The 18866-nt window shown below is 46.0% G+C and carries 16 protein-coding genes; 7 read left to right on the forward strand and 9 right to left on the reverse strand.

All coding sequences use genetic code 11. The annotated features are described in order from the left end of the window. Positions 1-5 precede the first annotated feature (5 nt). Both SKC37_RS07880 and rpsA read right to left on the reverse strand, forming a co-directional pair. Complete coding sequence (locus SKC37_RS07880) at positions 6-1439, reverse strand: Gfo/Idh/MocA family protein (protein WP_377980952.1); 1434 nt, start codon at positions 1437-1439, stop codon at positions 6-8. A gap of 108 nt (positions 1440-1547) precedes the next feature. Continuing rightward, the gene (gene rpsA, locus SKC37_RS07885; RefSeq protein ID WP_377980953.1) at positions 1548-3392 is read right to left on the reverse strand and encodes a 30S ribosomal protein S1; all 1845 of its coding nucleotides are present in this window, start codon (positions 3390-3392) and stop codon (positions 1548-1550) included. A gap of 208 nt (positions 3393-3600) precedes the next feature. On the opposite strand from rpsA, the gene SKC37_RS07890 reads away from it, so the two are divergent. Continuing rightward, positions 3601-4653, forward strand: coding sequence for an aldose epimerase family protein (locus tag SKC37_RS07890; RefSeq protein ID WP_377980954.1), 1053 nt, complete (start codon positions 3601-3603; stop codon positions 4651-4653). Here SKC37_RS07890 and mazG read toward each other — a convergent pair. Further along, on the reverse strand, positions 4650-5435 hold the full coding sequence (mazG, locus tag SKC37_RS07895; protein WP_377980955.1) for a nucleoside triphosphate pyrophosphohydrolase: 786 nt from the start codon (positions 5433-5435) through the stop codon (positions 4650-4652). The genes SKC37_RS07890 and mazG overlap by 4 nt on opposite strands. A 14-nt stretch (positions 5436-5449) precedes the next feature. Further along, positions 5450-6304, reverse strand: coding sequence for a glycoside hydrolase family 16 protein (locus tag SKC37_RS07900; RefSeq protein WP_377980956.1), 855 nt, complete (start codon positions 6302-6304; stop codon positions 5450-5452). Positions 6305-6376: 72 nt separating this feature from the next. On the opposite strand from SKC37_RS07900, the gene uvrB reads away from it, so the two are divergent. Next, positions 6377-8395, forward strand: coding sequence for an excinuclease ABC subunit UvrB (gene uvrB / locus SKC37_RS07905; protein WP_377980957.1), 2019 nt, complete (start codon positions 6377-6379; stop codon positions 8393-8395). Here uvrB and SKC37_RS07910 read toward each other — a convergent pair. Both SKC37_RS07910 and pxpB read right to left on the reverse strand, forming a co-directional pair. Next, the gene (locus SKC37_RS07910) at positions 8366-9229 is read right to left on the reverse strand and encodes a 5-oxoprolinase subunit C family protein (RefSeq protein WP_377980958.1); all 864 of its coding nucleotides are present in this window, start codon (positions 9227-9229) and stop codon (positions 8366-8368) included. The two genes, uvrB and SKC37_RS07910, sit on opposite strands and share 30 nt — an antisense overlap. After that, entirely contained in the window at positions 9226-9855 is a 630-nt protein-coding gene (gene pxpB, locus SKC37_RS07915; protein ID WP_377980959.1) for a 5-oxoprolinase subunit PxpB, read from the reverse strand. The genes SKC37_RS07910 and pxpB overlap by 4 nt, the downstream gene beginning before the upstream one ends. Before the next feature lie 48 nt (positions 9856-9903). Here pxpB and SKC37_RS07920 point away from each other — a divergent pair, with 48 nt between their 5' ends. From SKC37_RS07920 to SKC37_RS07930, 3 genes are all read left to right on the forward strand, one after another. Further along, positions 9904-10716, forward strand: a complete 813-nt coding sequence (locus tag SKC37_RS07920) for a DUF1684 domain-containing protein (protein ID WP_377980960.1) — start codon at positions 9904-9906, stop codon at positions 10714-10716. Between the two features lies 1 nt (position 10717). After that, complete coding sequence (locus SKC37_RS07925; RefSeq protein ID WP_377980961.1) at positions 10718-12025, forward strand: acyltransferase family protein; 1308 nt, start codon at positions 10718-10720, stop codon at positions 12023-12025. A 65-nt stretch (positions 12026-12090) separates the two neighbouring features. Beyond that, positions 12091-14367 (forward strand): ATP-dependent helicase, encoded by a 2277-nt coding sequence (locus SKC37_RS07930; protein WP_377980962.1) that lies wholly within the window; start codon positions 12091-12093, stop codon positions 14365-14367. Between the two features lie 6 nt (positions 14368-14373). Here the strand turns inward: SKC37_RS07930 and gldE are convergent, their stop codons facing one another. The 3 genes from gldE to mutY form a co-directional block, all read right to left on the reverse strand. Beyond that, on the reverse strand, positions 14374-15723 hold the full coding sequence (gene gldE / locus SKC37_RS07935) for a gliding motility-associated protein GldE (protein WP_377980963.1): 1350 nt from the start codon (positions 15721-15723) through the stop codon (positions 14374-14376). 78 nt (positions 15724-15801) lie between these two features. After that, positions 15802-16257, reverse strand: coding sequence for a single-stranded DNA-binding protein (locus SKC37_RS07940; protein WP_377980964.1), 456 nt, complete (start codon positions 16255-16257; stop codon positions 15802-15804). Positions 16258-16305: 48 nt separating this feature from the next. Further along, positions 16306-17361, reverse strand: a complete 1056-nt coding sequence (gene mutY, locus SKC37_RS07945; protein ID WP_377980965.1) for an A/G-specific adenine glycosylase — start codon at positions 17359-17361, stop codon at positions 16306-16308. Between the two features lie 144 nt (positions 17362-17505). On the opposite strand from mutY, the gene SKC37_RS07950 reads away from it, so the two are divergent. Together SKC37_RS07950 and SKC37_RS07955 are read left to right on the forward strand one after the other, a co-directional pair. After that, complete coding sequence (locus SKC37_RS07950) at positions 17506-17799, forward strand: HU family DNA-binding protein (protein ID WP_130895757.1); 294 nt, start codon at positions 17506-17508, stop codon at positions 17797-17799. A 28-nt stretch (positions 17800-17827) separates the two neighbouring features. After that, complete coding sequence (locus SKC37_RS07955; RefSeq protein WP_377980966.1) at positions 17828-18673, forward strand: tetratricopeptide repeat protein; 846 nt, start codon at positions 17828-17830, stop codon at positions 18671-18673. The last annotated feature ends 193 nt before the right edge of the window (positions 18674-18866 follow it).

An 18866-nucleotide genomic window follows, 5' to 3' on the forward strand; every position in this document is an offset into this window, starting at 1 on the left:
GTCACTTAGAGTGTCCAGCCATTGCGGTATTCGCGTTTCACAAATTGGTTCGCCGCGTCGAAGTTTGTGATGCGCATATTCTTTGCATCCCACTCTAGCTTTTGACGGCCAGTGAATTTCGCATTTCGGCCATCTCCCTCGCGTAACATGTACGAACGAATCGCTAGGTTACCCATTAAGACAGATTCCGTAAATGGTGCGGCATAATCGAATGGAGAACTTACTTCCATATTACCGAAACCAGCTTTACAAGCCTCAACCCACTGCGTATTGTGTCCGCCATCTCCACCTTTCACACGCGCTAAGCTTGCTTTAGGAAGTTCAGACTCATCTACACGCGCTCCGTTTCTAAATACTTTAGGGTACATGCCATACGTTCCGCACGTCATGATACCTTTCGAACCAATCAAGATCACTCCGTTAGAACCATCTGGATCTCCAATAATCTCTGAAGATGGAATTCCGTCTGGATGTGGGGCACGAAGACCACCGTCAAACCACGTTAATTTCACGGGAGAATTATTCTTCTTCGATGGACCATAATGTAAGGTCACCATCGAGCTAGGAGGGCATCCTTGTGGAATGTATTCCGGTGTCCAATCTTGCAAGAAGACAGAACCTACAGAACATTCTACATCGATCGCGTCGCGGATACCTAATACTTTGAATGGAGGGTCTAATAAGTGACATCCCATATCGCCTAAAGCACCTGTACCATAATCCCACCAGCCTCTCCATTTGAATGGAAGTAAAGCTGGGTTATATTCTCTGTATTTTGCTGGTCCTAACCAAAGATCCCAATCTAACTCTGCCGGCGCTGGTGTTCCAGCCGCAGGATAAGGAATTCCTTGTGGCCAAACTGGACGGTTCGTCCATACATACACTTCTTTTACTTTTCCGATCGCACCGCCATCGAACCATTCCATCATTTGACGTACACCGTCACCTGATGAACCTTGGTTACCCATTTGGGTTACGACTTGCATCTCGCGTGCTTTCTCGCCTAATAGACGCGCCTCGTAGATATCGTGCGTTAAGGGTTTTTGAACATATACGTGTTTCTTACGACGCATGGCCTCCATCGCAATCGTTGCGTGGGTGTGGTCTGGTGTAGAAACAATCACCGCATCTACGTTGCTACCCTCCTTATCTAAAGCAGCACGGAAATCACGGTAAATATTCGCTTTTGGAAGATCTTTTTTGATTCGCACGATTTGGCGATCATCTACGTCGACAATTGCGACGATGTTTTCAGCCCCTTTATTGTACGAGCTCATGATATCGCTGTAGCCTTTTCCGCCACCGCCGACACCCATGATGTTTAATTTGTCTGATGGAGCAGTGTAACCTTTGCCCAAAACGTGGCGAGGGACGATGTAGAAACTAGCTGCGGCTAATCCAGCCTTACGCAGGAAGTCCCGTCTTGAATTATTACTCATGGTTGATAGGTTTTAATGATTGAATGTAAGTTTGGAAAAAAATAGCAGAAAACAAAAAAAGGGGTCAGCTTTCGCTAACCCCTCTCAGTATAGAACAGGTGAATGTTACTATTCAGCTTTCTTAGAAGATTTCTTTTCTAATTTTTTGATCGCTTGTTCTCTTTCAGCACCTTCCATTTGCTCTTTTAAAGCAGATAAAGCACCGATATCGCCCATAGTCGATTTCTCAGCTGTTACATTGGCAGGCTTGTCAGCAGATTTCGCTGCTTTCTTTTTCTCTGGCTTCGCAGCAGCAGCATCAGCCGCTACTTCTTCCGCCGTTGCCGCCGTGAATGTACGTGTGTGTGATAAGATGATCTTACGCTCTTCTTTGTGGAATTCTGTTACCACGAAGTCTAACGCTTCACCTACCTCAGCCACTGTTTCGTCTGCCTTCGTTAATTGCTTCAAAGGAGCTAATCCTTCGATACCGTATGGCAATTCTAACACACCGAACTTCTCGTTCTTCGAGATGATCGTTGCTTTGTGAGTTGAACCTAAAGTGAACACACTTTCAAATGTATCCCAAGGGTTTTCTTCTAATTGCTTGTGGCCTAAAGCTAAACGACGGTTGTCCGCGTCTAATTCGATCACTACAACATCTAAAGAATCACCTACTTTAACGAATTCAGATGGGTGTTTGATTTTCTTCGTCCAAGACAAGTCAGAAACGTGAACTAAACCGTCGATTCCTTCTTCTAATTCTAAGAATAAACCAAAGTTAGTTAAGTTACGTACTGTTCCTTTGTGCTTAGTTCCGATCGCGTATTTCGCTAATAAATCAGTCTTAGTCCAAGGATCTTCTGTTAATTGCTTGATACCTAAAGACATCTTGCGCTCAGCACGATCTAATGTTAACACTACTGCTTCCATTTCGTCGCCTACTTTCAAGAAATCTTGTGGGTTACGTAAGTGTTGAGACCATGACATCTCTGACACGTGGATTAAACCTTCAACGCCTGGCAATACTTCTAAGAAAGCACCGTAATCAGCTACGTTAACGATTTTACCTTTTACTTTCGAACCTACTTCAGTTCCAGCAGCTAAAGCCTCCCAAGGGTGCGCTTGTAATTGCTTCATACCTAAAGAGATACGTTTTTTGTTTTCGTCGAAGTCTAATACCACCACTTGGATTTTTTGATCCAATTTCAATACCTCTTGTGGGTGGTTGATACGACCCCATGAGATATCTGTGATGTGAAGTAAACCATCTACACCACCTAAATCGATGAACACACCGAAATTAGTCATGTTTTTGATCACACCTTCTAGTACTTGACCTTTATCTAAGTTCGTTAAGATCGTTTGACGTTGCGCCTCTAGATCTTTCTCGATTAATACTTTGTGAGATACAACTACGTTGTCATTCGTGTGGTTGATTTTAACCACCTTAACCTCCATGTTTTTGCCTACGAAAATATCGAAGTCACGGATAGGCTTCACATCAATTTGAGAACCAGGTAAGAATGCCTCGATTCCAAAGATATCTACGATTAAACCACCTTTTGTACGGCGCTTAACGAAACCATTGATGATCGTATCTTCTTCTAATGCTTTCTCGATGTTAGTCCATGCACCCATCACCTTAGCTAACTTACGTGACAAGGTTAATTGTCCGTTTGCGTCTTCTTGGTTCTCGATGTATACTTCTACTTCGTCACCAGCTTTCAAATCCGGCATATCGCGGAATTCTGAAGCAGATACTAAACCATCAGATTTGAATCCAATGTTAATGATTACTTCACGGTCAGTCTTGCTTACGACAATACCTTTCACTACTTCCTTCTCAGTGACCGAGTTCAAGGTTGCTTCGATAGCAGCCTCCATTTTTTCTTTTTGCTCAGTAGTATAGTTACCACCGAATCCTTTTCCTTCAACTAAATCCCAGTCGAAATCTTTTGGTTGTTTTGACATATTTGTTGCCCGTTTGGCTGTTTGCCTACATCAACAAGCTGGGCTAACCTGCTGAAATTAAGTTTGAAACAATTTTTAAATTGGGGTGCAAAGCTACGAAGAATAATTTTATTTTCCATCTTTTGTGGTAAATTGAGCGCACAAACCTGGTTAACCTATGAAATTCTGCTTTTTAGCCCTTTTTTTCTTGTCCCAAAACCTATTTGCTATGTCTAATCCCGGAAAACCTTTCGGTCAAACGCCTGCGGGCGAGTCTGTTACCTTGTATACCTTGAAGAATGCCAAAGGCATGGAAGTTCGCATTATGAACTATGGCGGTATCATTCAAAAAATCCTAACCCCAGATCGCAACGGAAAACTAGAAGATGTGGTGCTCGGATTCGAGACTTTACAAGAATACATCAAAGACACCCCTTACTTCGGAGCCATCGTAGGCCGGTTCGGAAACCGCATCGCGAACGGGAAATTTACGCTGGACGGGAAAGAATATACCCTCGCTGCCCAAAACAACGGCCAACACCTTCACGGCGGCCTCATTGGTTTTGATAAGAAAGTATGGAAAGTAGAAGCTGCCTCCGCGCAGAGCCTAAGCTTATCCTATGTTTCGAAAGATATGGAAGAGGGATTCCCCGGAAACCTAAGCATTAAGATGACTTATACCTTATCCGAAGACAACGAAATAAGCGTTGCCTATGAGGCGACAACAGATAAAGCGACGGTATTAAACTTGAGCAATCACTCGTACTTTAACTTGAGCGGAAACGCGAAACGCGATATTTTGAACCAAGAAGTGCAGATTGATGCGTCGCGTTTAGTGGCGGTTAATAAAGTGTTAATTCCGACGGGCGAATTGACTCCCGTAAATGGAACGCCCTTTGATTTTACGAAGCCACATGTCGTAGGCGATCGCATAAATGACACTTCTTCAGAGCAGATTGTGTTAGGCGGAGGCTATGACCATTGCTGGGCGTTGGACAAGCCGGCGGGATCTTATGCGAAAATGGCGACAGTCTACGAACCGGTTTCGGGTCGTAAAATGACCGTGTCTACTGATCAGCCTGGGGTACAGTTCTATACGGGGAATTTCCTAGATGGACATTTGACGGGAAAATACGGGGTTCAAATCACTAAGCGTCATGGACTTTGTTTGGAAACCGAGCATTTCCCAGATTCACCTAATCAGCCAAACTTCCCTAGCACGGTGTTGCGTCCAGGGGAGGTGTATAAAACGAAAACGGCCTACAAGTTTAGTGTGAACTAAAGCGTTTTCGCTTCGTTCCAGTAAATATCCATTTCTGCCAAAGTCATCTCGGAAAGCGCCTGTCCATTCTCTGCCGCGCGTTTTTCGAGGTGCTGGAAGCGCTTGATGAACTTCTTGTTCGTCCGCTCCACAGCCGTTTCGGGATTAATATCGATGAATCGAGCAAAGTTCACGAGGCTGAAGATCAAATCCCCTAGTTCGCCCTCTGCCTCCGTTTTTCCCGCGGCATCGAGGTCTTTACCCACAAAAGTCTCTTTGAATTCGCCCAGTTCTTCCTCCACTTTCTCCCACACCTGCTCTTTTTCTTCCCAGTCAAAACCCGCACCGCGCGCTTTTTCCTGTATCCGCATCGCCTTTACAAGCGCTGGCAATGAACCCGGAACACCGCCTAGAACGGACTTATTCCCCTCTTTTAACTTCAAGGCTTCCCAATTCTGCTTTACCTGCTCCTCAGTCTCAGCGACCACATCTCCATAAATATGCGGATGACGGCTGATGAGTTTTTCGCAAACCCCGTGCAACACGTCGCTCACGTCAAACGCGCCTTTCTCCGAACCGATTTTGCTGTAGAACACAAGGTGTAAGAAAATATCCCCCAGTTCTTTGCGGATTTCGGTCAAATCATTTTCCATAATCGCATCGGAAAGTTCGTAGGTCTCCTCGATGGTTAAATGGCGTAGCGATTCCAGCGTCTGTTTCTTGTCCCAGGGGCATTTCTCCCGCAGGTCGTCCATGATGACAAGTAAACGGTCGAATGCCTCGGCGGCTTTGGGGTATTTCATACTAAGGATGAATACTATGGGTTTAGGGCAAACACGCGAATGTAGTCGATTTGGAATTTGTTCGGGAAGATTGTGTCATCCACGCCTTTTTGTCCGCCCCAGTTTCCACCGATCGCTAAGTTCATTAAGATATGTTGCTTCTTGTCAAAAGGCCATTGTTCCCAGCCGCCCTTTGGATTTTTGAATTCGAAATAAAGTCTATCGTCAATATAGGCACGAACATAATCTGGGGTCCAATCTACACGGAATAAGTGAAATTCTGTGTCCCATTTGTCCAAGGTAGTCGTGGCCGTTTTTTGGGTGCCTATGACGTGGTTGTACGCTTTCGTGTGAACGCTCGCATGAATCACGCCTGGATCATAACCCACGTGCTCTAAAATATCGATCTCGCCATTATCTGGCCAGTACTGTGTGCCATAATCAGATTGACTCGCTAGCATCCAGATCGCAGGCCAGTTTCCACGGCCAGCTGGAATCTTTGCTTTGGCCTCAATACGACCATATAAGAAGTCATTTTTACCTTTTGTCACTAAACGAGCAGAGGTGTAATTACTTGTTCCTAGCTGCTCTTTAATGGCTTCAATCGTCAAAATACCGTTCTCGATATGCGCATTTTTGATGTTTGCATTGGTATAGTTTTGGAGTTCATTATTACCCCAGCCGCTATTTCCTACGTCATAACCCCATTTCGAAGCATCTGGAAGACCATCTTTTTCGAATTCATCCGCCCAAAAAGGCGTCGCCGCAAACGTATATTCTTTGGGTGGTGGAACTACAAAGTCGGTCATGTCGATGGCAGGCTTAACGGGTTCTTCGGATTTACAAGAAAAAGCGCTGAAGCTAAAAGCGATGAGAGCAAGTCTTAACATAGAGAGGTTTGATTTTTGCCAAAAATAGTATTTCCTCCCGAATTATCCTCTCCATTATTCGTATATTTCGAGATGGATTTCAAACTCACTTCTTCTTACAAGCCTACCGGTGATCAGCCGGAAGCGATTCGGCAATTAGTCGAGGGTGTGAACAAAGAAGAAGCCGCGCAAACCTTGCTAGGTGTAACCGGTTCCGGAAAAACTTTCACGATTGCGAATGTGATCCAGCAGGTGAATCGGCCGACCCTGATTTTGAGCCATAACAAAACCCTCGCCGCCCAATTATACGGGGAATTCAAGTCCTTTTTTCCGGAAAACGCGGTCGAGTATTTCATCTCCTACTACGATTATTACCAGCCCGAGGCCTTCATCGCCTCCACGGGAACCTACATAGAAAAAGATCTCTCGATTAACCAGGAGATAGAAAAGTTGCGTTTGGCGACGACCTCTTCGTTGATGTCTGGCCGCCGCGACATTATTGTGATCGCTTCCGTTTCCTGTATTTACGGTATGGGAAATCCGGATGAATACCGAAATTCAATTATGCGTGTCGCCGTGGGAGACATTATCTCGCGGAACCAGTTTTTGTTCCGTTTGGTGGAGATTCTTTACGCTCGGACCGAGGGAGAATTCTTGCGCGGAACTTTCAGGGTGAAAGGCGATACGGTGGATATTTTCTTGGCTTACGCGGACTTCGGGTATCGCTTCGTGTTTTTTGGCGATGAGATCGAGGAGATTCATCGTATCGATCCTTGGACGGGCAAGAAGATCTCTTCCGAGACGATGGTGGCCGTTTTCCCGGCGAACTTGTTTGTGACGGGACGTGAAACTTTGAACAACGCGATCTCCCATATCCAGGAAGATTTAGTGAACCAGATCTCCTATTTCGGCCGCGAGGGTCGCCTGACGGAAGCAGAACGTATTAAACAGCGGACAGAGTTTGATCTCGAAATGATGCGCGAGCTAGGCTATTGCTCGGGGATTGAGAATTATTCCCGGTATTTTGACCAAAGAAAATCCGGCCAGCGTCCCTTTTGCCTATTGGACTTCTTCCCAGACGACTTCCTAATGGTGGTAGACGAAAGCCACGCCACGATGCCTCAAATCCGCGCGATGTACGGCGGCGACCGCTCCCGCAAAGAATCCTTAGTGGAATATGGTTTCCGTTTGCCCTCGGCGATGGACAACCGCCCTTTGAAATTCGATGAATTCGAAGACCTCATCGGCCAAACGATCTTCGTCTCCGCCACCCCATCGGATTACGAATTACGCCGCTCCGAGGGAGTCGTGGTTGAGCAGATTATTCGCCCTACAGGACTTTTAGATCCTTTAATCGAAGTCCGTCCTACGAAAAACCAAATCGATAATTTACTCGAGGAGGTCTACGACCGCATTAAAAAAAACGAACGCGTTTTAATTACGACCTTGACCAAACGGATGGCAGAAGAGCTGTCGAAATACCTCGACCGCGTGGGGATCAAATGCCAGTACATTCACTCGGAAGTGAAAACGTTAGAACGCGTCGAGATTCTCCGCAATTTACGTTTAGGCGTAATTGACGTATTAGTCGGGGTCAACTTATTGAGAGAGGGTTTGGACTTACCGGAAGTTTCTCTGGTCGCGATTATGGATGCGGACAAAGAAGGATTCTTACGCGACATTCGCTCACTCATTCAGACGATCGGTCGTGCCGCACGTAACGAAAATGGCAAGGTGTTGATGTACGGGGATAAGATTACGGGTTCGATGGCACTAGCTATCTCGGAAACCAACCGTCGCCGTGCCATCCAAATGGCCTATAACGAGAAACACGGCATTACGCCAAAAACGATTTGGCGTTCGCATGACGAGATTATGGAGCAAACCTCCATCGCGGATCGCATGGCTAAACCCACGAAAAATTACACGATTCATCCGGATCAAGCGCCAGTCGCGGCGGATCCATTATTAGCCTATATGAAGCCGGCTGAGCTCAAGAAGCAGTCCGAAACCATTCGTAAAGAGATGGAGAAAGCAGCGCGCGACCTCGACTTCCCATTAGCCGCGCGTTTACGCGACGAATTAGTGGTGATCGAATCGATGCTGACCTAATTTCAGTGCACACACATTTCGAACTTGTTGTAAATAATTCTGCATCAGAATCCATTCATATTCTGCGGTCATCGAATCTGTAAGGGTAAAGCGGAGGCTGTCGCCGGGACCTTTTTGGGCTAAACGGGGCAAATCTGCAGAAATCACGTGCGCTAAACGCGGATATCCGCCCGTCGTCTGATGTCCCGTCATCAACACCACGAGTTGACCTGCGGGTAATAACTGAATGGTACCGGCCGTGACTGCGGCCGATAACAGGTTTTGCGAAGCCAATGTCTTCAGCGGTTCCTGCATTAATTGATAGCCCATTCGGTTCGAGGTGGGCGAAATCGCAAAACATTTGCTCAAAAGTAGCTGTTGTGAACAAGCCTTAATTTGATCCCATTCCCGTCCACACAAGATTCGGATCGGCTCCTCCGTAAATACATTCTCCGGGTTCATTGACCAAGGCAAAATTTTCACACGGGAAACCTGTTCGTCTTGCAAGGGTCGGGTGGCGACGTAGACTCTTTGGCCTGAAACTGGCTTTTTAAAACTCAAAATGGCCCCAGGAGGCACTTTAATGGGCTGGTTCATGGGAACTTCCACATTATCCACACAGGCGGTGAAGTCCGCACCACAAATCGCTAGTAATGTGCTCGCCTCGAACTGGTAAACCCCAGCCGGGAAGTGCATCTCTAGCACCTTATCATATACATCGTTTCCCACTAACGCGTTTGCGATCTGCAAGGAAAAGGTGTCCATCGCTCCACCGGGAGGAATTCCCTCGTGCTGTAAACCGTAACTTGGTAGGCCCTGCCACGTATCCAATAAACCTTTTTTGATCAGTTTCATACGGTGACGGGGATAAAACGAACGCGGTCACCCGCTCTGAAATGAGGAATGCTATCCGTACGTCCGATGATCTGCCAGCCGCCCGGAGAAGCACTGGGGTAGATGCCGGTTTGGTTTCCGGCTAATCCGATGTCTCCCGCTTTGATGGGGACGGGCTTTTCTTTTCTAGCCACGGTAATTCGCTCGTCGGTTGTTCCCATATACGCGAATCCTGGGAGGAAGCCTAGGAAGTACACCGTGTATTCTTTTTCGCTGTGGATGCGGATGATTTCTTGTTCACTAAGTCCGCAGGCGGAGGCCACGGAAGCTAAATCCGCTCCGTCATAAACACAAGGAATTTCATGTAAGCGCTCCTCCGGAATGACCGCCGTAAAAGCTTCCGCTAGTTTTTCCTCGATGAGCGTTTTCATACCCGCCAAACCTTGAAATCGGCTCGCCACCACTCCTAAATCAAACACAATCGTGAGGCTCGCGTAGGCTGGAATTAAATCCAAGGTCCCGGGTAAGGGAAAGGATTGAAACTGATAAAACCGCTTCATGACTTCTTGGTGAACGCTTTCACTGATTTCGTCGCCGAATTCAATCGTCAGTGCGCTGTCGCCAAGTTCGTAGATTTGCGGGGTCATGGGGTATATTTCTAAGGTAATTTAGTATTTTTAGGCAAATATCCCGCTATGAAAAAGACCCTATTTTTGTGCCTCACGATGTTAGCGTTCACAGCGCGTTCTCAGGAGGATTATTCCGGTTTTTATGCCAAAAGAGAGGCCAGCCTCAAATCCGAAACCGGTTGGTTAAACCTTGCGGGTTTGTTTTGGTTGAAAGAGGGCGATAACACCATTGGCGGAGCGGAGTCAAATGATTTTGTCTTCCCGCACGCGGAGGCTTCCTTAGGCAAGGTTATACTACAAAATAATCAAGTATTGTATAATAATCAGGTCATCTTCACCTCAGAGGGGAAAGCTACGGTCATTAGCCATCAATCGCTACGTTGGTTTATCATCAAACGCGGCGATAAATACGCGATTCGTTTGCGCGATTTGGAGGGGGAATACCTGAAAGCTTTTCACGGAATTGATCATTTCCCAGCAGATTCGAAATGGAAAATCAACGCCAAATTCATTCCCACCGTCGGTAAAAAAGTCACCATCATCGATGTCACCGGTCGCGCTTATGAAGAGGATTCTCCGGGTTTATTGGAGTTTCAGGTGGACGGGAAGACCTATCGCCTAGAGGCGGGTCCGGGGGAGACGAAGGAGGATTTCTTTGTCGTTTTTGGCGATGTAACGAATAAAACATCTACCTATGGCGGAGGCCGTTTCTTGGATACGAAAGGGTTTAATCCGGACGGAACCGTGACTTTGGACTTCAATAAGGCCTATAACCCGCCTTGCGCGTTCACGCCTTTTGCGACTTGTCCGCTGCCTACAAAGGAGAACAAATTAACTATTGCTATTCCGGCCGGCGAAAAAAACGCGGGCCATCACTAATATGGAGAACAAACGACTTTTATCGATTGACATTTTCCGCGGACTCACGGTCATTTTGATGACGATTGTGAATAATCCGGGTGACTGGGGGCACATTTATGCCCCTTTAGAACACGCGGAGTGGCATGGCTACACGCTGACGGATCTCGTGTTTCCTTCCTTTCTGTTTATCGTGGGAATTTCCACGGTCTTGTCGAAGCCTTCGGAGGATCAATTGCTGAAGAGTTGCAAACGCGCCTTGCGGATCTTTTTATTAGGCTTGTCGCTGAGTTTTTTCTCCAAAATCCAAGCCGGCGACTTTACCTTGGTTGCGCGCTTACTCGCCATGTCACTCGCCACGGTGGCCTTTTTAGGCGATTATCCTTTTCGGAGGCAGTTTTGGGTGGCTGTGGGCGCTTTTGTGCTACTGATTGGTATATGTTTTTCCGGCTTAACCGATTTTGAACACGTACGCATTCCAGGTGTCTTGCAGCGGATTGCGGTGGTGTATTTGTTAGTCAGTTTATTGCACGCATACACTTCATTGCGCGTTCAGATCATAGTATTTTTGGCTAGTCTCACGGGCTATTGGGCCTTGATGTATTTCGTCGAAGTGCCGGGTATCGGTGCGGCGAATTTGGAGGTGAATAAAAACTTGGCGGCTTGGCTTGATAATTACTTGTTGGAGGGTCATCTCTGGGCGACTTCGGAAACCTGGGATCCGGAGGGAATCCTCAGCACGTTGCCAGCGGTAGCGACGGGATTAGCGGGTTTGTTCGCGGGGAGGTATTTGCAAGAGAGCCCGAAGGGGGTTAGTCCGGAGGGAGGGAGTCCGGAGGGGGTTAGTCCGAAGGGGGTTAGTCCGAAGGGAGGGAGTCCGGAGGGAATGAGTCCGAAGGCTTCTGTCTTGTTTGCTGTTGGTGCCCTTGCCTTAGTGCTTGGTACCATCTGGGGTTGGTATTTTCCGATCAACAAGGCTTTGTGGACGAGTTCTTATGTGCTCGTGGCGGCGGGTTGGGATCTGTTGTTGCTCGCGGTTTTGCAGGTGACGGTTCAATCGGAGATTTTCGCGGATCGTTATTGGAAACCGGTTTTGATCTTCGGGATGAACCCGATGTTGGTGTTTTTCTTTTCAGGAATCATCCCGCGGGTTTTGGGAATGATTAAAATAGGCGAGGATGGCCTAACATCTTGGATTTATTCACAAGGAATCGAACCGCTTTTTGTGGATAAGATGAACGCTTCGCTGGCTGGAGCGCTGATTTATGTGCTGATTTGGGCGGTGATTTTGTACTTTTTTGACGCCCGAAAAAGATATTACAAAGTCTAATTTCATAGGGCAAATCCGGGCTAAATTTCGTATTTTTGAAACCCTAATTGATTAGCCCAAAACAGATGGATTACCTAGCTGGCCTGAACGAGCCTCAACGAAAAGCAGTCGAACATATTGATGGTCCTTTGATGATCATCGCCGGTGCCGGATCTGGAAAGACCCGCGTGCTGACCTACCGTACGGCGCATTTGATTGAGACAGGGGTGGACCCTTTTGCGATCTTACTGTTGACCTTTACGAATAAGGCGGCGGGCGAGATGCGTCATCGGATTGAAACGGTGATTGGGAACGCGGCGAAGAACATTTGGATGGGTACGTTTCACTCGATTTTTGCCAAAATTCTTCGTTTCGAAGGCACCCGCCTTGGTTACACCTCGAATTTTTCTATTTACGATACAGACGATTCAAAATCCCTGATCCGTGCGCTGATCAAGGAGAAGAATTTAGACGATAAAGTGTACAAAGTGAATTTGGTCTTGAACCGAATCTCTAACGCAAAAAACCGCTTGATTGGACCGGCGCAATACAATGGTTCTTCCATTTTAGCAGAAGAAGATCGCCTAGCGCGTATCCCTGCGATGGGTGAATTATACCAGCTCTATTGTGCGCGTTGTTTCGCAGCAAACGCGATGGATTTCGATGATTTATTGTTCCAAACAAACATCCTCTTCCGGGACCATTTGGACGTATTGAATAAATACCAACACAAGTTCAAGCACGTGATGGTGGATGAGTTTCAGGATACGAACGTGTCCCAGTATTTGATTACGAAGAAGCTATCTGCCGTGAACCGCAACATCTGTGTGGTGGGGGATGATGCCCAGTCCATTTATGCTTTCCGCGGTGCGGATATCCAGAATATCTTGAACTTTGAACGCGATTATTCGGATTTAGTGACCATTAAATTAGAGGAGAATTACCGTTCCACGAAGGCCATCGTAGCCGTGGCGAATTCCATTATCTCTCGCAATAAAAACCAATTAAAGAAAGACGTCTTCACCTCAAACGAGGATGGTGATGATATCGAAATCATCCGCGCTCCTACAGAGTTTGAAGAGGGGCGAATGGTTGCTTCTGCAATTTTCGAAGCCGCTCAAAAAGAGAATCTCACCTGGTCAGACTTCGCCATTTTATACCGTACGAACGCGCAATCCCGCTCTTTTGAGGAGGCTTTACGTCGATTGAACATCAAATACCGCATTATCGGGGGTGTTTCTTTCTACCAACGCAAGGAGATCAAAGACGTGCTTGGTTATTTGCGTTTTACGGTGAATCAGAACGATGAGGAGGCCTTTAAGCGCATCATCAACTTGCCTAAGCGCGGTATTGGTGACACGACCATCGCGAAAATCGTGGTGACGGCAGCAGAGAATAAGGTGCCAGTTTGGGACGTGGTTTCGAATATCTCTCAATTCCAGGCGGCTCGTGGAAGCGCCGGAATCGAGGCTTTCTCAGATTTGATTAAGTCATTCAAATTGATGGTGGAGGTCGAGCATAAGGATGCCTATGAAGTAGCAAACCACGTGGCGAAAGCTTCTGGTTTGTTACGCGAATTATACGAAGACAAGACGGTAGAAGGCCTAGCGCGCTACCAAAACTTACAGGAATTACTGAATGCTATCAAGTCCTTCGTGGACAATCCAGAAAACGAGGACAAATCGCTAGCGACGTTCTTGCAATCGGTTTCGTTGTTAACAAATGCCGATGCGGACGAAGATCCGGCAGATCGAAATAAGGTGACCTTGATGACGATTCACTCGGCCAAGGGTCTGGAATTCAATCGCGTCTTCTTAGTGGGTTTAGAGGAGGATTTGTTCCCCTCCCAAATGATGTTACAATCCCAGCAGGACCTCGAAGAGGAGCGCCGTTTGTTTTACGTTGCGGTCACCAGAGCAGAGAAAAAGTTGATGATTTCCTACGCGGAATCGCGTTACCAGTTTGGTCGTTTGAAAGCCTGCGAACCGAGTCGTTTCTTAAACGAATTGGATCCTAATTTCGTGAAGATGGCGAAACCCGCTGGCGCTCGCAAAGAAGTTTCTAGTTTCCGTCCTGTACAAAAGACGGGTTTCACTGCGAAACCGGCTCCGTCGGCAGCGCAATTGATCCAAAAACCTACGACGAATACGAATTACCAACATGTAGTTTCAGCAAACTTCCAAGCCACAGATGCATTAGCGTTAGCAGCTGGCCAAAAAGTCGAACATGCTAAATTCGGGTTCGGCCTCATCAAAAGAATCGATGTAAATGGAGCTGAACGTAAGGCGGTGATTGATTTTGAAAAAGGAGTAGGCGAGAAGACGCTCCTGTTGAGCTTCGCGAAGCTAATGATTGTTACCTAGTATGGCTTAATTCTGGGAATCGTCTTGATCTGCTGCGATACGTTGCGTAACGCGCACTTTCTTAATGCGGCGTGTATCGACGGATTGAACTTTGAACGTGAAATCTTCGAATTCGATTTCCTCTCCGGCACTTGGAATCCGACCAAAAAGTTCGATTATCAAGCCGGCTAACGTTTCACTTTCGCCTTTGGCTTTCTCGAAATACGCTGATTCGATCTCAAAAACGCGACAGAAATCATTCAACGAGGTTTTCGCCTCGAACACATAAATATTGTCTGCTATTTTCTTATAATCCGCTTCTACCTCATCGAACTCATCATTGATTTCCCCCACAATCTCTTCGATGATATCTTCCATTGTCACTAAGCCTTCGGTTTCCCCATATTCATTCACAATGATGGCCATGTGAACCCTCTTCTCTTGGAAATCGTATAATAAGTCATCAATCTTCTTATTCTCCGGCACAAAGAATGGGCTGTGCAAAAGGGGCAACCAATCGAATTTCTCGTCTTGATCGATATGCTTCAGCAAGTCTTTGATATACAAAATCCCCTCAATCTTATCGATCGTCTCATGATAAACTGGTACACGCGAGTAGCCATTCTTATTGATGAGGTCCATCAGTTCGTGGAAATTCATATCCGTATCGAATGCAACAATCTCCCGGCGCGCTTGCATGACAGATTTCACAGAGATATTCCCAAAATTCAGAATTCCTCGCAAAATGTCTTTCTCCCGATCACTTGTGTTCTCATCCGTGGTAATTTCCAAGGCCTGATTCAATTCCTGTGAAGTCAGTGTGTACGATTTCTTCTTCACGCGCTTCTCAATCAATCCAGAAATGCCTAAGAGGGCCTTGGATAAGGGTAAAAACACAAAGTTCAAGAAGCTAATCAACGGAGCGGAATAACGGGCAAAGTTCAGGTTATTCTGTTGCGCCCATACTTTGGGAATTAATTCCCCGAAAAACGTAATAATAAACGTTACGCCAAACAACAAAAACAAGGTTACGAGCAAGGTGTCCATCGACTGCCCACCTAGTATCTGAGCGGTCAAATAATTCGCTAACGTAATGAAAATAATATTCACAAAGTTGATGGAAATCAACAAAGTAGCGAGTAATTGTTGTGGTTTATCGAGTAATTGGCTGACCTTTTTCTCTGAACTTACTTCACTTTCTCGTAGGCTAATGCGTTGGTCTGCGTTCAATGAAAAGAATGCCACTTCTGATCCGGCTAAAACAGCGGATAGAAACAATAGAGCCACTAAAATGAATGAAATAAGCGCAATTGAACTCACACTAATGGAGGGCTCCAAGGCGAGTAAAAAGAGATTGGGTAAGGGGTCTGGGTCCATAATTTGGGTGAACTGATCGACACAAATTTACAAAAAAGGGAATACGAAATGCGATATCCCCTTTTTTGTAACAAAAATTTAAAATGGTAGATCATCCCCTTCCTCCATCATTGGCGGAAATGGATCTGACTTCGGCGACCCTGCTAACACGGCTTCTGGCTTAGGTCTTTCCGCTGTTGGAGTGGACGCTGGTGCGCCTTCATTGCGGCCCCCGATTAAATTCATCGATGTGGCACGTACTTTGTAACCACGTACGTTAGCCCCATTTTTATCTTGCCACTCCTCAGACCGAATTTTCCCCTCGATATAGACTTGATTTCCTTTCTTTAAGTATTGCTCAGCGATATTCGCTAGGTTGTCCCAAAGCTCTACGCGGTGCCATTCAGTTTGGTCTACTCGTTGTCCATCCTTTCCGGTATACGACTCAGAGGTCGCAATGTTAATGTTTGCCACTTTTACACCGCTAGGAAGTGCGCGAACCTCTGGGTCAGCACCTAAATTTCCTAGTAAAATAACTTTGTTTACTCCAGCCATAATGATTTGTCGTTTAAAGGGTTAGCTCTGCAAGACTCCTTGCATTGTCTAAAGGTACGTGGGCGAAATGTCTTGTAAAATAGGACATTCTAAATTATCAGTTATCAGGTTCAAAAGCAAAACTGATTTTCCTTTGCTCTCGAAGTCTGAGGGGCTCATCCAGACGTATCCTTCCGGAATCGCTAAGGCAAAATTATCAGGAACTTGAACATACCAAGCATCGCAGGTAATTTTTCGGTGACTTAAAAGATGCACGGGCGGGGACTTCAATGCCTGCCGCGAAAAAGGTAGCCAATCCGCCTGATCTTCGAGTAAATAAAACTCCCATAAACCTTTCCAAATGCCATTTCCAACGCGCTCTCGCACTAAAAGATGACCTTTTTGTTCGATGATCAGGTAGTCCATTTGTATGGCTTTGACCTGGGTCTTTTTCGATTTAACAGGAAAATTAGCGACTGTTTTCGTCAAATTTGACTGACAAAAAATAGCTAAAGGACATACAGAACAATCCGGCGATGGCGTACATTGCAAGGCCCCAAACTCCATGATCGCCTGATTAAATCCTGCTGGATCAGAAGCCGGAATCAAAGACTGAGCCAGTTCGGTGAAAATACCACGAGCAGCAGAAGAAGCAATGTCCGTTTCCACGGCGAATACACGAGATAAAACCCGAAAAACATTGCCGTCCACGACGGCTTTGGCCTCATTAAAAGCAAAAGAGGCAATCGCAGCTGCCGTATAGGGCCCTACGCCAGGCAAGCGAATGATTTCGTCATAGGTTTGTGGAAATACCCCTGCAAAGTCGCGCATGATCATCTGCGCAGCTTTTTGGAGATTCCGTGCCCGGGAATAATAACCTAAGCCTTGCCACAAACGAAGCAAATTGGCTTCTGGCGCCTCAGCTAAATCGCGAACCGTAGGGAATGCGGCGAGTAATCGCTCATAATAAGGTAATCCTTGCGCTACGCGGGTCTGTTGCAAGATAATTTCGGACAGCCAAATCGCGTAAGGATCCCTCGTTTGCCGCCACGGTAGCTCGCGCTGGTGTTCCGCGTACCAGGCCATAATTGTAGCCGAAAAAGGATGTAAAGGGCTTTTTTGCATGGATAAAATCAAATTTACGAAAAAAATCACCCCGATTTCGAAAGAATTTTTAGAGAATTGAGAGAAAAACGTTACTTTTGTGTCCCTTTTACAGAGGGGAAATTGTAATTACCTAAGAATCATCATTTAATAAATTTATAAAACGTGACTAAGGCAGATGTAATTGCTGAGATTGCCAGCAAAACAGGGATTGATAAGAAAGATGTATCGGAAACGTTAGAGTCATTTTTCGAAGTAGTTAAAAACAACCTAGCAAACCAAGAGAATATTTATGTTCGTGGTTTTGGTAGCTTCATCAACAAAAAACGCGCGCAGAAGATCGCTCGCAACATTTCTAAGAATACGGCGATTACGATCGACGCACATTATGTGCCTAGCTTTAAGCCAGCGAAAGTATTTGTAGAGCAAGTAAAAACGAGTACTGACCCCACTAAATAAGCTTTCGAGCTAAAAAGGGTCTAGAATAATGAAAAAAAACCTTTTGATCATTCTTCTGGTAGGCCTAGGGATAACCACCCTATTGTACTCTTTACCGAAAGGTAATGTGGCGGGAAAGACACAAAATACTCCTCCGGGGGGCGCTAACCGAGACGCGGGAAGCGAAAAGACGGAAAAAGTCGCAGAGAAAGAAGAGCATGCTGCTCCTTTGACTCCAGCGCAGCTTAAAGAGATTTCTGCATTGAAATCCGCTTTTGCTGCTGCTAAGACGGATGACTCACAGGTGAAAGCCTTAGAGAATTTGATGCGGGCTTTTATGAATGCGAGTCATTATGATTCTGCTGCGGTTTTTGCAGCGAATTATGCGGATCAGCATCCCAGTTTGACGAACGTTTTGCGTGCCGGTCAGCTGTTTTTTGAAGCACAAACGTATGCTTTGAATGCACAGAAAGGCGGTAAAATGGGAGAAAAAGCGAGATTGTACTTCTCGAAAGCATTAGCGATCGACCCGAACAACTTGCTGGTGAAATCGAACATGGCGATGACCTACGTAGATACACCCACTCCGATGAAAGGCATTACGCTACTTCGCGAAGTGATTGAACAAGAGCCCACGTTTGTGCCAGCGCTGTTTAATTTAGGGATATTATCGATTAAATCGAATCAGTTTGGCAAAGGCCAAGAACGATTCACCCAGATATTGAAGCTGGAGCCGAATAACCACAAAGCCGCGTTAAATCTCGGTTTTTGTTTAGCCCAGTTAGATAAAAAAGAAGAGGCTGAGAAAGTACTGAAGCGTGTTTTAGAGCAATCTAAGGAGGCAGAAGAGCAGAAAGCCGCGAAAGAGTTGCTTGCAGAAATGCAGGAGCATTGAGGTTGAAAGTCAATCTCGTAAAGTATTTAACACATTAATTCTTAACATTATGCCTTGCGGTAAAAAAAGAAAACGTCACAAGATCTCTACTCACAAAAGAAAGAAGCGTCTTCGCAAGAATCGTCACAAGAAGAAATAGTCTTCATAAATCCATTTTCCATTTTGGGATTTGTATTTAGGTAACCCAGGAACA

Origin of the sequence: Aquirufa esocilacus (assembly GCF_042715595.1) — a bacterium.
Taxonomy (GTDB): domain Bacteria; phylum Bacteroidota; class Bacteroidia; order Cytophagales; family Spirosomataceae; genus Aquirufa; species Aquirufa esocilacus.